This window comes from Anaerobacillus sp. CMMVII (assembly GCF_025377685.1).
Taxonomy (GTDB): domain Bacteria; phylum Bacillota; class Bacilli; order Bacillales; family Anaerobacillaceae; genus Anaerobacillus.
This window is the reverse complement of record NZ_JACEHK010000016.1, coordinates 59583-72669: the sequence shown is the minus strand read 5'-3', so window position 1 is coordinate 72669 and position 13087 is coordinate 59583. Positions and strand designations below refer to the sequence as shown.

The following is a 13087-nucleotide window of genomic DNA, read 5'->3' as shown; positions in this document are numbered from 1 at the left end:
TATTTTATCAATTTTATAATAATTGAGCCTAAAATGCCATGAGTATTAAGAAAAGCGCAAGCGGCCATTTAGAAGTGCAGTAGCCTCGCTAAAGTTAGACATTACCTATTAAAAACGTTTATACTTTGTTAACTAGTAAAAAAAGGCAGAGGTTGCCCCCTAGCCTTTTTACGCTAAAGAGGCTAGCCTCTTTAGCTTTTCTTATTGTATTTCCAAATTGATACGCTTTTTGTGATTGGCACCAGCTGCATAAACAACCGAGCGAATCGCTTTCGCAATTCGTCCTTGCTTCCCAATAACTTTCCCCATATCTGATGCATGGACTGATAGCTGTAAAGTCAAGGACTGTTCATGCTCAACCTCTGTAACACGAACGTCATCGGGATGATCAACAAGAGCTTTGGCAATTGTCTCAACTAACTCTTTCATCATTTATCATACCCCTTACGAAATAGTATGTAGTTATAGAAAAACCAAGTTTGCACTGAGTACGAACAAGGTTTTTACAAAAAAAACTGGGCTCTAGCCATTTGCATGATTAAAGCCTTAGTTTTTTTATAGCTGTCTAGCGTTTACGCTTTGCTAATTACTTTACATTTTTAGCATTGTGTAACTTTTCCATTAAACCAGCTTTTGAGAAAAGGTTACGAACTGTGTCAGAAGGCTTAGCGCCATCAAGCATCCATTTTAAAGCTTTTTCCTCGTTAACCTTAAAATCAACTGGATTAACCAACGGATTGTATGTGCCGATTTCCTCGATAAAGCGACCATCACGTGGTGCGCGAGAGTTAGCAACTACTACTCTGTAAAATGGGGCTTTGTTTGAACCCATACGTTTTAAACGAATTTTTACTGCCATTTATGTTTCACCTCCAAAATTAATTCACACAATAAGGTATATTATCATAAAACTCACTAGTTGAAAACTAGTAAAGTAAAAAAACTTTACAAAAGAAAAACTTAACAATCGAGGGAATGTTTTAAGAATGAAAATTACATAAAAGGAAACTTAAACTTACCTTTTTTCTTTCCTTTTGCAGTCATATTCGACATTTGTTTCATCATCTTTTTCATTTCATCAAATTGTTTAATAAGGCGATTTACTTCCTGAATGGTTGTTCCACTACCTTTAGCAATTCGTTTTTTACGACTTGCGTTTAAGATCGTTGGATCTTCTTTTTCCTTCTTTGTCATTGAGCGAACGATAGCTTCAATATGTCCAATTTGTTTTTCGTCAACTTGAACATTTTTTAAGCCCTTCATCTTATTTGCTCCAGGCATCATTCCTAACAATTCGTCAAGAGGTCCCATATTACGAACTTGAGCTAATTGATCGAGGAAGTCATCGAACGTAATGTCAGCTGTCCGCATCTTCTTCTCGAGCTCACGAGCTTTAGCTTCGTCAAAATTTGACTGAGCCTTTTCGATAAGAGTAAGCACATCCCCCATGCCAAGAATTCTTGAGGCCATGCGATCAGGATGGAACGGCTCTAAAGCATCTAATTTTTCACCCATACCTGCAAATTTAATCGGTGTATTTGTGACTGCTTTAACTGAAAGTGCTGCACCACCACGAGTATCACCATCTAATTTCGTAAGAACAACACCTGTCAGGTTAAGTTGCTCATTGAAGCTTTCCGCAACATTTACTGCATCTTGTCCTGTCATAGCATCAACAACAAGTAAGATTTCATCTGGATTAACAGCTTCTTTTATCTGTTGTAACTCACCCATTAAGGCTTCATCAACATGTAAACGGCCGGCCGTGTCAATTAGAACGTAATCAAGATGTTCTTCCTTTGCTTTCGCTACTGCTTGTTTGGCAATTTCAACTGGACTTACCTGATCACCAAGTGTAAAAACAGGCATACTCAATTGATTACCTAACGTTTCTAGCTGTTTTATCGCAGCTGGACGATAAATATCTCCTGCTACAAGCAAAGGCTTACGATTATGGTTTTTTCGTAAATGATTTGCTAACTTTCCAGTCGTGGTTGTTTTACCTGCACCTTGCAGTCCAACCATCATCACAATAGTTGGTGGTTTTTTAGCTATCGCTATTTTACTTTGTTCCCCACCCATTAATTTTGTCAGCTCTTCATTAACTACTTTTATAACTTGCTGACCTGGCGTAAGGCTATTTAATACTTCTTGCCCTATTGCTCGTTCTTTTACATTAGCTATAAAATCTTTTACAACTTTAAAGTTAACGTCCGCTTCAAGTAATGCTAGACGTACCTCACGCATCATAGCTGTTACATCTGCTTCAGATACCTTACCTTTCCCTTTAATTTTATTTAAAGTGTTTTGTAAGCGTTCTGCTAAGCCTTCAAATGCCATGTTTGTCGCCTCCTAGTCTAACCTCTCAAGAGAATCGACGATTAATAAAATTGATTCTTTAGTTGCGTCTTTCTCTATCGCCGTTTTTAAATTTTTTATAAGGGTTGAACGCTCATCAAATTTTGAAAAAAGACTAAGTTTTTCTTCATATTCTTCAAGCATATTTTCAGTTCTTTTAATATTATCATAAACGGCTTGACGACTAACTTCAAATTCTTCAGCGATTTCACCTAAAGACCAATCATCAAGGTAATACAATTGCATGTATTGACGCTGCTTCGTTGTTAGTAAGCTTTGATAAAAATCATAAAGATAATTCATTCGAAGCGTTTTTTCTAACATCGAATAGCCCCCTTGTTAAGTAAAATCCCTTTACGAATATTTATAATACACGAACAAAAAATCAGTGTCAAGTTTTTTTCTTTACGTGATTAATAAAGTTTATAGTGTAGAGTGTAAAGTTATTTAAGTCTTGCTTCGAAGCCAAAACAAGCACAACTCTACACTCTAAACTATTCTTCAGCTTTCTCGAGCACTTCAGAAAATAATCCGTAAACAAACTGTTCTGCATTAAATTCTTGGAGGTCGTCAACCTTTTCTCCTAAACCGACGAACTTAACAGGAATGTCTAATTCATGACGTATCGCTAAAACAATCCCACCTTTTGCTGTACCATCGAGCTTCGTTAAGACAATTCCGGATACATCCGTAGCTTTTCCGAAGGTTTTAGCCTGTGACATTGCATTTTGACCAGTTGTTGCGTCAAGAACTAATAATACTTCATGCGGTGCACCAGGAACTTCTCGCTCAATAACACGCTTCACTTTTTCTAGCTCATTCATTAAATTCACTTTATTTTGTAAACGTCCAGCCGTGTCACATATTAAGACATCAACACCACGTGATTTCGCTGCTTGAACTGCATCAAACATAACAGCAGCAGGATCTGAACCTGATTGTTGTTTTATGACATCAACACCAACGCGTTCGCCCCAAACTTCAAGCTGTTCAATTGCACCTGCTCTAAATGTATCTCCAGCTGCTAAAAGGACAGATTTCCCCTCTTTTTTAAGTTTATTGGCCAACTTACCTATTGAGGTTGTTTTTCCAACTCCATTAACCCCCACAACTAAAATAACTGTCATTCCTGTTTCTTGGAGGTTTAGCCTTGACTCTTGCTCATCCTTTTGCAAAAGCTCTGCAAGTTTCTCTGAAATAACCGGTTGTAATTGTGCAGAATCTTTGATATTGCGTGTTCTTGCTACATCTTTCAGCTCATCAATTAGCTCCATTACAGTCATTACACCAACATCAGCACTAATTAACAGTTCCTCTAACTCCTCAAAAAACTCTTCATCTACACTACGATAATTTTTCACAAGGTCATTCATTTTTCCAACAAATGAATCTCTTGTTTTTGTTAACCCCTCTTTAAACTTCTCAGTTACAGTTTCAGTTTGTTGGGTGATTTTTTCCTTAAGCTTTTAAAAAAACTCATTTTTCAATTCCTCCTTAAATCAAATTTTAAGTTTGAGGGTTGAGTTTTGAGTTTTGAGTTTTCTGAAAGGACAACACTTCGAAGCTTAACGATCATTAACTAACTCATAACTCATAACTCATAACTCATAACTCATAACTCATAACTCATAACTACGTTGCGATTAACTGGTTGGTTTCCTCTAAACGCACCGAAACTAGTTTTGATACCCCTGACTCTTGCATTGTCACGCCATAAAGAACGTCAGCTTCTTCCATCGTTCCTTTACGATGTGTCACAACAATAAACTGTGTCTCTTTACTAAAATCTTTTAAGAAACTAGCAAATCTACTTACATTCGCTTCGTCAAGTGCAGCTTCCACCTCGTCTAGTACACAGAAAGGAACAGGTCTAACCTTTAAAATCGCAAAAAGTAAAGCAATAGCTGTTAATGCCCGTTCTCCCCCTGATAAAAGGGCAAGATGCTGCAGATTTTTCCCAGGTGGCTGAGCAACGATTTCTACTCCAGTTGTCAGTATACTTTCTGGATCACTTAGAATTAAATCTGCTTTTCCTCCTCCAAATAGTTGCTTAAATACGCCTTGGAAATGCGATTTAATTTGTAAGAACGTTGTTTCAAAACGAACGGACATCTCTTCATCCATTTCACCAATGACACGATAAAGTGTTTCTTTCGCATCCTGTAGGTCTACCTTTTGTTCAGTTAAGAACAAAAAACGTTCAGAGACACGACTATATTCTTCTATCGCACCAATATTTACAGTCCCTAAGTCATCAATTGCTAATTTAATTAGCTTAACTTTTGACTTTGCTGCTTTAGCGTCTATTGAAAGTGGATACTTTGCTTTTGCCATTTCAAAGCTAATCTCATAATCACTAGCAAGTTTCTCTAAACGATTCTCTAATTCAACGTCGAGACGATTTACCTTTACTTCTTCCGTGTGAAGATAGTCAGAAAGTTGTCTGTGAGTACGTTTATGTTCTTTCAATTCTCTTTCTAGGTCATCATGAGCAGTTTGGGTTAATAAGCGTTCTTTCCTACGTTCCTGAATTAACTTGAATGTACGATCTTTTTCTAAACGTTTCTTCTCAATGATCTCATCTAAGGAGTCTTCTCCAGTTGTATTATCGCTCATCTCTCGCTCTAGCAACCAGTATTCCTCATCTGTTTCATTCCATTCTTTTTCAAGACTATCTTTTCATTAAGAACACTTTGAACTCGTTCAGTTTGATTACGATATTGCTCTTCTTCTTTAGCTACTTTTACCTTTAATTCTGTAATAAATTCAGATAAAGATTCCTTAGAAGTTTGCTGCATTTTTTTCTTTTCAGTTAGGTTTCGAACTTGTTCATCAAGTTTGTCTTTTAATTTACTAGCTTCGGTAAGCTTAGTGGTTAAATGCAACAATTTTGCTTCAATTTCTTCAACCTCAGTCCGGTAGGAAGCTTTTTCCTTATCGTAAAGAGAAAGTCTCTCATTGAGGTTTTTCTCTTCAATTTCATACTCTCGTAGGTTACCTTTCAATTGCTGCTCTTCGTTTCGCAACAACTCCCCCTCTTTACGAAGGTCATTTATTCTTGCTTCTTTCGCTTGTCTAGCATCTTTTAGGGCTTTAACTTTGGATTCCATTAATTTCGTTTGCTCTTCTATGGTAGCTAGTTTCGTCATTAATTCTTCTAGTTCACGTTGTCGCCCAAGCAAAGGCGTACCTTTTTGTTTAACACTACCACCACTCATAGAGCCACCAGGATTAACAACATCACCTTCTAGTGTTACAACTCTATTTTTATAGTTAAGGATCTTTGCTAATGTATTAGCCCCTTCAAGGTCTTTGGCAATCACTACATGTCCTAACAAATTTGAAATGACTGACAAGTACTTTTCATCGAATTGAATAAGGTCTTTAGCGACCCCTACAAAGGCTGGATGACTTCGCAACTTCTCTCTTTCAAAAGTAGCCAGCTCTCTTCCTTTAATGACTGATAATGGCAAAAATGTAGCTCTGCCAAGTCGACGCTTTTTTAGAAATTCAATTGCAAGTCTTCCATCAGTTTCGGTATCAACTACAATGTGCTGCATTGCTCCACCTAATGCTGTTTCTACTGCCAATTCAATTTCTTTCGGGACCGTAATAAGCTCTGCAACAGCCCCTTCAATTCCCTTTAGACTTGTTTCTCTAGCCTTCAAAATTTCTTTTACACCCTGAAAGAAGCCTGCAAAATCCGCCTGCATCTCTTCTAGCACTTCTTTTCGCGATTTGATTTGTTGAACATGTCCAAAAGCTTGATAAAGCTGTGTCTCTTTCTTTTGGTAATCCTCAATAAGCTTTTCCAATTGCTGACATTCATTTCGATACAAATGAATGTGCTCTTCTAATCGTTTTTGCTTTTGGATCAGTTGGTCTTTAAAATGCGATTCTTTTTCAGCTACCGCTTCTCTTTGTTCTAATAACGTTACATTACTACTATCCAAATTGTCACTTTTTCGTTTTCGTTGCCTTAACTGTTCTTCTAAATACCTCGTTTCATTACGAATCGAAGCCTGCTCATTTAGAACCTCAATGTAGTCTGATTTCATTCTTTCTAACTCTGTCTCAATATCTTCCTCAAGTGAAACTAAAAGCTTGGCTTCCTTCTCTAGTTGTTTTTTGGATGTTAGGAGATTTTCTTTAAAGATGTTCTGCTTTTCCAGCTCGTTTTTTAGATTTCCCTCAACCTGTTGCTTTTTACTTTTTAGGACTTCAATTTTCTTTAACAGCGCTTCTTTTGTTTGGTGATAATTCTTTTTTCTTTCTTTTAAGACTTCTTTTTGGCCTTCTTTTTTTTCAAGCTGCTCACTTGTTGCAAGCAGAACGTCTTGAAGATCGTTGATTGATTCATCGAGAGCCTGCATTTTTGCTCTAAACTCTTCTATTTTAACTTCTTCTATTTTTATTTGTGAAGAAATTTGGAGTTGATCTTCATTAAGTTGTTGAACTTTCTTTTTTTGGTCATTCCAAGTAGTATGTAGTTCTTCAATCTCATACACTAACAAACCAACTTCAACTTTTTCAAGCTCTTCCTTTTTTTCAAGAAAATCTTTTGCTACTGAAGCTTGTATTTTTAGTGGTTCGACCTGGTTTTCCAATTCATGTAAAATATCTTCAACTCGGTACAGATTTTCTTGTGCTTCTGCAAGTTTTCTTTCAGCTTTTTGCTTCCTTGTCTTATATTTCAACACACCTGCAGCTTCTTCAAAGATAACCCTTCGTTCTTCGGATTTGCTACTTAGTATCTCTTCTATCTTGCCTTGTCCAATTATAGAATAAGCTTCTCTACCTAAACCAGAGTCCATGAAAAGTTCATGAATATCCTTAAGTCTACAACTTTGCTTATTTATAAAGTACTCACTTTCACCTGAACGATAAACACGCCTAGTTACACTTACTTCGCTGTAATCTATGGCTAAATGATGATCTTCATTATTTAAGGTTAATGTAAGTTCTGCAAAATTTAACGGTTTGCGTGTATCACTTCCAGCAAAAATAATGTCTTCCATTTTTGCTCCTCGGAGTGATTTTGCTGATTGCTCTCCTAATACCCAGCGGATCCCGTCAGAAATGTTACTTTTACCACTTCCATTAGGACCTACAACAGCTGTTACGCCTGGAACAAAGTCAATCGATGTTCGCTCGGCAAAGGATTTAAATCCTACTACATCTAATCTTTTGAGGAACATTGTTTCTCCACCTCATTAATGATATATAATCTTTTAATCTATGCTATAGTTAACTTATCTATTTTACCATATTTTCTTGACAATGTTATGCTGTTTTCCCGCACTAGACGCTTTTTTTTATGAAAATGAATACATAAGTGGTACAATAAAAATTACTAGGCGCTTTATGAAAGGATGATAATAATGAATTTAAAAGAAAACAACCGTGAAAATATTGAATTAATCATCTCCAACATTAAAGAAAAATTACAAGTAGTCAATGGTGGGGCAATGAGACCTGAAAGCTTTGATACTGACAACTACGAAGATCTTGTTGAAATTTATGAAATGATTATGAATAAAAATCTTTTAGTGTTAGTGAAATTGACGCTATCGTCTCTGAATTAGGTAAATTACGCAAAAAGTAATTGGCTCTTTTCGTAAAACTTTATTGCTTTTAGGTCGTCTTTTGAGAATAAATAAGCTTTTGGGGACAATTTCACTTGTCCCAATGGCTTATTTATTCTCAAAAGCTTCACGCAAAGCGTGAAGAACCAAGCATTAGCTTGGTTACGACCTAAAAGCTAATAGTAACAATCTTTTAGTAAAATTACGAAAGACATGATATATCAAGCTATTTGGGCATTTTCTCCAACTTTTTACGGCTTTATTCTCAAAAATAGGGGTTATTTATTGAATTAATTGTTTGTAAATCCACAATGTTTATGAGAGGCTGTATTCGCAAAGTTTGTTGTTTTACACATAAATACTAAGATTTCACTACTTATTTAGTAAGAATTGCTCTTTTCTCACTTAATTTATTGGGTGCTATCTTCATCTATGTAATTTTCTCAATTAATTTAGGTGAAAAAGCAACAAGTTTTTTTGTGCGACCAGTAACCGCAGGAGCAATGTTTTAGAAAAGAGCCTTATGAAAAAGAGAAATAAAAAAGAAGGTACCCTGTTTACATCAAACCGGGTATCTTCTTTTTATTTTTCCATGAGTTTTTGTAACGCTTTTTGAGCAGCTTGTTGCTCTGCTTCTTTCTTCGATCTACCTATACCTAGTCCAAGCTTATCTTCATTTAAAATTACTTCTGAGACGAACTCCCGTGCATGTGCAGGACCTCGTTCTTGGACAATATGATATTGAATATGCCCCAGGCCATCTCTTTGAATAAACTCTTGTAGCTGGCTCTTAAAATCCATCATATGAGAAAAAGCACCCTCATCGATTTTAGGATAAATGGTTGAGCTTAAGAATTGGTAAACAGCTTCTAACCCTTGATCCAAATATAAGGCTCCAACAAACGATTCAAAGATGTCAGCTAATAATGCTGGACGTTCCCTACCGCCTGTCATTTCCTCACCTTTGCCAAGAAGAACGATTTCGCCAAAGCCTAAATCTGTGGCAAATTTAGCAAGTGATGGCTCACAAACGATCGCCGCTCGTAGCTTTGTCATCTCACCTTCACTCATTGTTTCGTACTTCTTATATAGGTATTGTGAAACCGCTAATTCTAAAACCGCGTCACCTAAAAATTCTAACCGTTCATTATCATCAAACGGGCGAATGCGATGCTCATTCACATAGGATGAATGTGTAAATGCTTGAATGATTAGTTTTTCAGTTCGAAAATGAATTTCTAATTTATCAAGAAGCTTTTCAAACTTCAACCTCTGGGCAGGCGTTAATTGAATGCGTTTTTCAGTTCGTTTTGACGTACGTCTGCGGACTTTTCTTGAAGATTGTTGCATGTTAACCTCCAAAACCTTTCAATGCGTAGATTATACTAAATTGACTTTTTCACTATTAGCCCCAACCCCTCGTTGTGTGTGGGGTAACTATTCAATTAAACAACACAACAATCTCTGAGATAATAGGCTTTTTTATAAAATATAGGAAGATGATTTAAAGTTTCCTTTAAACCATCTTCTCATAACCTACTGGTGGCTGTTTATGTAATCAACAACATCTTTAACAGTAGCAATTTTTTCTGCATCTTCGTCAGAAATTTCTAAATCAAACTCATCTTCAAGTTCCATCACTAGTTCTACTACATCTAGTGAATCAGCTCCTAAATCCTCTTTAAAAGTTGCTTCAAGTTTTACTTCAGCTTCTTCAACTCCAAGACGATCTACAATGATTTTTGTAATACGTGATAATACGTCTGCCATGGGGTCACCTCCTCTCAAAAAATGTAAATTTTATTTTTAACCATAATGTACAAGCTATGTACACATTATAGGATAAAATCAGCTAATTAACAATTTTTTCTTACATTACCATTCCGCCATCGACATGCAATGTTTGTCCTGTCATATAATTTCCGTCTTCACTTACAAGGAAACGAACAACTCTAGCAATGTCTTCAGCCTTGCCTAATTTAGCAAGCGGGATTTGTTTCATTAATTCTTCTTTAATTTCTGCTGATAACTCATCTGTCATATCTGTTTCTATAAAACCAGGCGCAACAGCATTTACAGTGATATTTCGATTAGCTAACTCACGAGCTAATGTTTTCGTAAGCCCGATAACACCTGCTTTTGCCGCTACATAATTAGCTTGCCCGGCATTCCCCAAAACACCTACTACTGATGAGATGTTAACTATTCTGCCGTACCGTTGTTTCATCATTTGTCTTGTTACGGCTTTTGAACAATTAAATACTCCTTTGAGATTTGTGTTGATTACAGCATCCCAATCTTCTTCTTTCATTCTCATAATTAAGCCATCACGAGTAATACCTGCATTATTTATTAGGATATCTAAAGCACCAAATGCATCAATTGTAGCTTTCACCATAGCTGTTACTTCTTCTGAATTAGCGACATCAGCTTTAATTGCAAAAGCTTCTACACCTAGCTCTTTGATTTCAGCCACAACTTCTTCTGCTTTACTGGCGTTTCCTGCAAAGTTTACAGCAACATTAACTCCTTGTCTAGCTAATTCTATCGCTATGGCTCTTCCAATTCCTCTTGATGCACCTGTTACAAGGGCTGCTTTTCCTTTTAGCATTAGGCTGTGCCTCCTTTTATAGTAGCAATGGTTTTTTCCATTGTTTCACCATCATTAACAGCAAATACATTCACTTTCCGATCAATTTTTTTGACCAGACCAGCTAAGACATTCCCTGAACCAATTTCAATGAATGTATCTACGCCTTGTTCTAGTAGATATTTCACCGTATCCTCCCAAAGTACCGGAGAGAACACTTGTTGAATTAGGTTTTGCTTAATCGTATCTCCATCCGTTACCGCTGTCGCAGAAACATTAGCGACTACTGGAATTTGCGCATCTTTAATTTCAATTTTATTTAGAGTATCAGACAACTTATCAGCCGCTGGTTTCATTAAGCTTGAGTGAAACGGTCCACTTACTTGCAGAAGAATAATCCTTCTAGCACCTTTTTCCTTAGCGATGGCTGACGCTTCAGTTACTCCTTGTTTTGAACCAGAAATGACAATTTGTCCTGGACAATTTAAATTTGCTAATTCCACTGGATGACCATTTGCTGAAATTTCATCAGTAATGTCTTTGAGAACATCCCGGTCCATACCTAAAATCGCTGCCATAGCGCCAAGGCCCGCAGGAACAGCTTCTTCCATAAATGCTCCTCGCATTCTTACTGCATAAACGGCGTCCTCAAATGATACAGCATCAGCAGCTACTAAGGCACTGTATTCACCTAAACTATGTCCTGCCACGTAATCTGCCTCAATTTTTGCTTCTTTGAAGGCTTCTAGAATAGCAATACTAGTAGTAAGTAAAGCTGGTTGCGTATTTATTGTTAACGTTAACTCTTCATCAGGCCCTTCAAAGATAATTTTTGAAAGATTTGTTTCGAGACGTTCGTCTGCCCTTTTAAAGATTTCCGCAACTGCATGATTTTTATCAGCCAAAGATTTCCCCATCCCAACTGTTTGTGACCCTTGGCCAGGAAATAAAAATGCGATTTTACCCACGAACTAATCCCCTCCTAATTTACTCTCTTAATTACTTCGTTTTTTATCGTTTCAACAACTTGCTCCTCAAGCATTAACCGAGCTTGCCTGATTGAATTTAAGATAGCTGTATCATTTGAGGAACCATGAGCTTTAATGATCGGTGCTTGAAGGCCAAAAAGTCCTGCGCCACCATACTCGGTATAGTCCATCTTGTCCTTTATTTTTTTAAAGCTAGGCTTAAGTGCTCCAGCAGCTAATTTATTAAAGAAGGTACTCGTTAATTCTTTTTTTAATAACGAAAATAAAGAAAGGGCTGTTCCTTCTACTGTTTTTAAAACGACGTTTCCAGTAAAACCGTCGCAAACAACTACATCAGCAACGCCTTCAAGCAAATCCCTTGCTTCAACATTACCAACAAAATTGATCGGAGCATCTTTTAATAGTGCGAATGCTTGCTTTGTCAATTCTGTTCCTTTGTCATCTTCAGTTCCAACATTCAAAAGACCAACCCTCGGACGTTCGATATTACGAACCTTTTGCATATAAATACTCCCCATCACGCCATAATGTAGGAGATGTTCCGGTTTTGCATCCATATTGGCACCAGCATCAATCAACAAAAATCCTTCCCCCGTAAAAGTGGGAAGCATTGGCGCTAAAGCTGGACGTTCGATACCTTTAATTCGACCAACAATTAAAACACCACCAGTCATTAAAGCTCCTGTATTCCCTGCAGAAATACAAGCGTCAGCCCGTCCTTCTTTCACCTCTTTAATGGCTAAGACCATTGATGAGTTTTTTTTGCGGCGAATGGCCGCCACTGGTGAATCTGCCGACTCAATTTTCTCATCAGTATGTATAATTGATATGCGAGTATGATCAGTTAGGATTTCGTTTATTGCCGTTTCATTACCAACTAGAACAATCTCTATATCTTCATATTGCTTAATTGCAGCCATAGCTCCTTTGACAACTTCTTTCGGAGCATGATCGCCTCCCATGGCATCAATTGCTATCCTCATGTTCACCCTTCTCTCCTTGCATGTACTTAACTGAACGGTACATATGGAATTCACCTGAAAAAACTAATTCTTGCTCAACATAACTATTTACTTCGACTTTCGTTCGTTCTTTCTCATGTTTGAGAACTTTCGCTTTAGCGATCACACGTTCGCCTTCACTCACTCGCCTTGTAAAACGAACATTCGCTTTAGCTGTTAGAGCTAATTCATCATCAATAATAGCCACTGCCAACGAATTTGCTTGAGCAAAGACGTGATGGCCTCTTGCTATTTTTGTTCTCGAAAAAACGTGCTCTGGACCAATATCTAAAATGGAAATCGCTCTTTGATCAAGCTGCAAATCAATAATTTCACCGATAACCTCTTCAATAGGTAATGCTTTTACGGTATCGAATTGCTTTTCGGCTACATTCTTTATTCTTTCCCTTAATTCAGGAATGGATAATTCTAAACGATCTAAACGGATCGTTTGCACACTGACATTAAAAAATTCTGCTAAGGCATCATCAGTAACAAACGGATTTTCATTAATTTTCTCTATCAATAATTTCTGCCGTTCTTTTTTCGAGCGTCTCATTCTTT

Annotated in this window: 11 protein-coding genes and 2 pseudogenes; 1 reads left to right on the top strand and 12 read right to left on the bottom strand. The window is 37.0% G+C overall.

Going from position 1 to position 13087, the window contains the following annotated elements; all coding sequences use genetic code 11:
• Positions 1-201: 201 nt before the first annotated feature.
• From H1D32_RS20470 to smc, 6 genes and pseudogenes are all read right to left on the bottom strand, one after another.
• The gene (locus H1D32_RS20470; RefSeq protein ID WP_261180247.1) at positions 202-429 is read right to left on the bottom strand and encodes a KH domain-containing protein; all 228 of its coding nucleotides are present in this window, start codon (positions 427-429) and stop codon (positions 202-204) included.
• Between the two features lie 157 nt (positions 430-586).
• The gene (gene rpsP / locus H1D32_RS20465; RefSeq protein WP_261180070.1) at positions 587-859 is read right to left on the bottom strand and encodes a 30S ribosomal protein S16; all 273 of its coding nucleotides are present in this window, start codon (positions 857-859) and stop codon (positions 587-589) included.
• Positions 860-993: 134 nt separating this feature from the next.
• Positions 994-2340, bottom strand: a complete 1347-nt coding sequence (gene ffh, locus H1D32_RS20460; protein WP_261180069.1) for a signal recognition particle protein — start codon at positions 2338-2340, stop codon at positions 994-996.
• Positions 2341-2352: 12 nt separating this feature from the next.
• On the bottom strand, positions 2353-2682 hold the full coding sequence (locus tag H1D32_RS20455; RefSeq protein WP_261180068.1) for a putative DNA-binding protein: 330 nt from the start codon (positions 2680-2682) through the stop codon (positions 2353-2355).
• Positions 2683-2852: 170 nt separating this feature from the next.
• Positions 2853-3838 (bottom strand): annotated as a pseudogene (gene ftsY / locus H1D32_RS20450) (signal recognition particle-docking protein FtsY).
• 152 nt (positions 3839-3990) lie between these two features.
• A pseudogene (gene smc / locus H1D32_RS20445) lies at positions 3991-7556 on the bottom strand (chromosome segregation protein SMC).
• Between the two features lie 183 nt (positions 7557-7739).
• Here smc and H1D32_RS25540 point away from each other — a divergent pair.
• Entirely contained in the window at positions 7740-7943 is a 204-nt protein-coding gene (locus H1D32_RS25540) for a DUF1128 family protein (RefSeq protein ID WP_396126267.1), read from the top strand.
• Positions 7944-8525: 582 nt separating this feature from the next.
• Here H1D32_RS25540 and rnc read toward each other — a convergent pair.
• The 6 genes from rnc to fapR all read right to left on the bottom strand — a co-directional run bounded on the left by rnc (position 8526) and on the right by fapR (position 13082).
• Positions 8526-9293, bottom strand: coding sequence for a ribonuclease III (rnc, locus tag H1D32_RS20435; RefSeq protein WP_261180067.1), 768 nt, complete (start codon positions 9291-9293; stop codon positions 8526-8528).
• 186 nt (positions 9294-9479) lie between these two features.
• Positions 9480-9713, bottom strand: coding sequence for an acyl carrier protein (acpP, locus tag H1D32_RS20430; RefSeq protein WP_071318677.1), 234 nt, complete (start codon positions 9711-9713; stop codon positions 9480-9482).
• A 100-nt stretch (positions 9714-9813) separates the two neighbouring features.
• Positions 9814-10554, bottom strand: coding sequence for a 3-oxoacyl-[acyl-carrier-protein] reductase (gene fabG, locus H1D32_RS20425; RefSeq protein WP_261180066.1), 741 nt, complete (start codon positions 10552-10554; stop codon positions 9814-9816).
• Positions 10554-11501 carry an ACP S-malonyltransferase gene (gene fabD / locus H1D32_RS20420; RefSeq protein WP_261180065.1) on the bottom strand — a complete coding sequence of 316 codons (948 nt, stop codon included), beginning with the start codon at positions 11499-11501 and terminating at the stop codon, positions 10554-10556. Before fabD ends, fabG begins: the two co-directional genes overlap by 1 nt.
• Positions 11502-11515: 14 nt before the next feature.
• Positions 11516-12505, bottom strand: coding sequence for a phosphate acyltransferase PlsX (gene plsX, locus H1D32_RS20415; protein ID WP_261180064.1), 990 nt, complete (start codon positions 12503-12505; stop codon positions 11516-11518).
• Positions 12489-13082, bottom strand: coding sequence for a transcription factor FapR (fapR, locus tag H1D32_RS20410; protein WP_261180063.1), 594 nt, complete (start codon positions 13080-13082; stop codon positions 12489-12491). The genes plsX and fapR overlap by 17 nt, the downstream gene beginning before the upstream one ends.
• Between the last annotated feature and the right edge of the window lie 5 nt (positions 13083-13087).

Excerpts from the sequence above, each read along its gene's own strand:
- H1D32_RS20470 (WP_261180247.1), bottom strand. The coding sequence starts at position 429 with ATGAAAGAGTTAGTTGAGACAATTGCCAAAGCTCTTGTTGATCATCCC.
- rpsP (WP_261180070.1), bottom strand. The coding sequence starts at position 859 with ATGGCAGTAAAAATTCGTTTAAAACGTATGGGTTCAAACAAAGCCCCA.
- ffh (WP_261180069.1), bottom strand. The coding sequence starts at position 2,340 with ATGGCATTTGAAGGCTTAGCAGAACGCTTACAAAACACTTTAAATAAA.
- H1D32_RS20455 (WP_261180068.1), bottom strand. The coding sequence starts at position 2,682 with ATGTTAGAAAAAACGCTTCGAATGAATTATCTTTATGATTTTTATCAA.
- H1D32_RS25540 (WP_396126267.1), top strand. The coding sequence starts at position 7,740 with ATGAATTTAAAAGAAAACAACCGTGAAAATATTGAATTAATCATCTCC.
- rnc (WP_261180067.1), bottom strand. The coding sequence starts at position 9,293 with ATGCAACAATCTTCAAGAAAAGTCCGCAGACGTACGTCAAAACGAACT.
- acpP (WP_071318677.1), bottom strand. The coding sequence starts at position 9,713 with ATGGCAGACGTATTATCACGTATTACAAAAATCATTGTAGATCGTCTT.
- fabG (WP_261180066.1), bottom strand. The coding sequence starts at position 10,554 with ATGCTAAAAGGAAAAGCAGCCCTTGTAACAGGTGCATCAAGAGGAATT.
- plsX (WP_261180064.1), bottom strand. The coding sequence starts at position 12,505 with ATGAGGATAGCAATTGATGCCATGGGAGGCGATCATGCTCCGAAAGAA.
- fapR (WP_261180063.1), bottom strand. The coding sequence starts at position 13,082 with ATGAGACGCTCGAAAAAAGAACGGCAGAAATTATTGATAGAGAAAATT.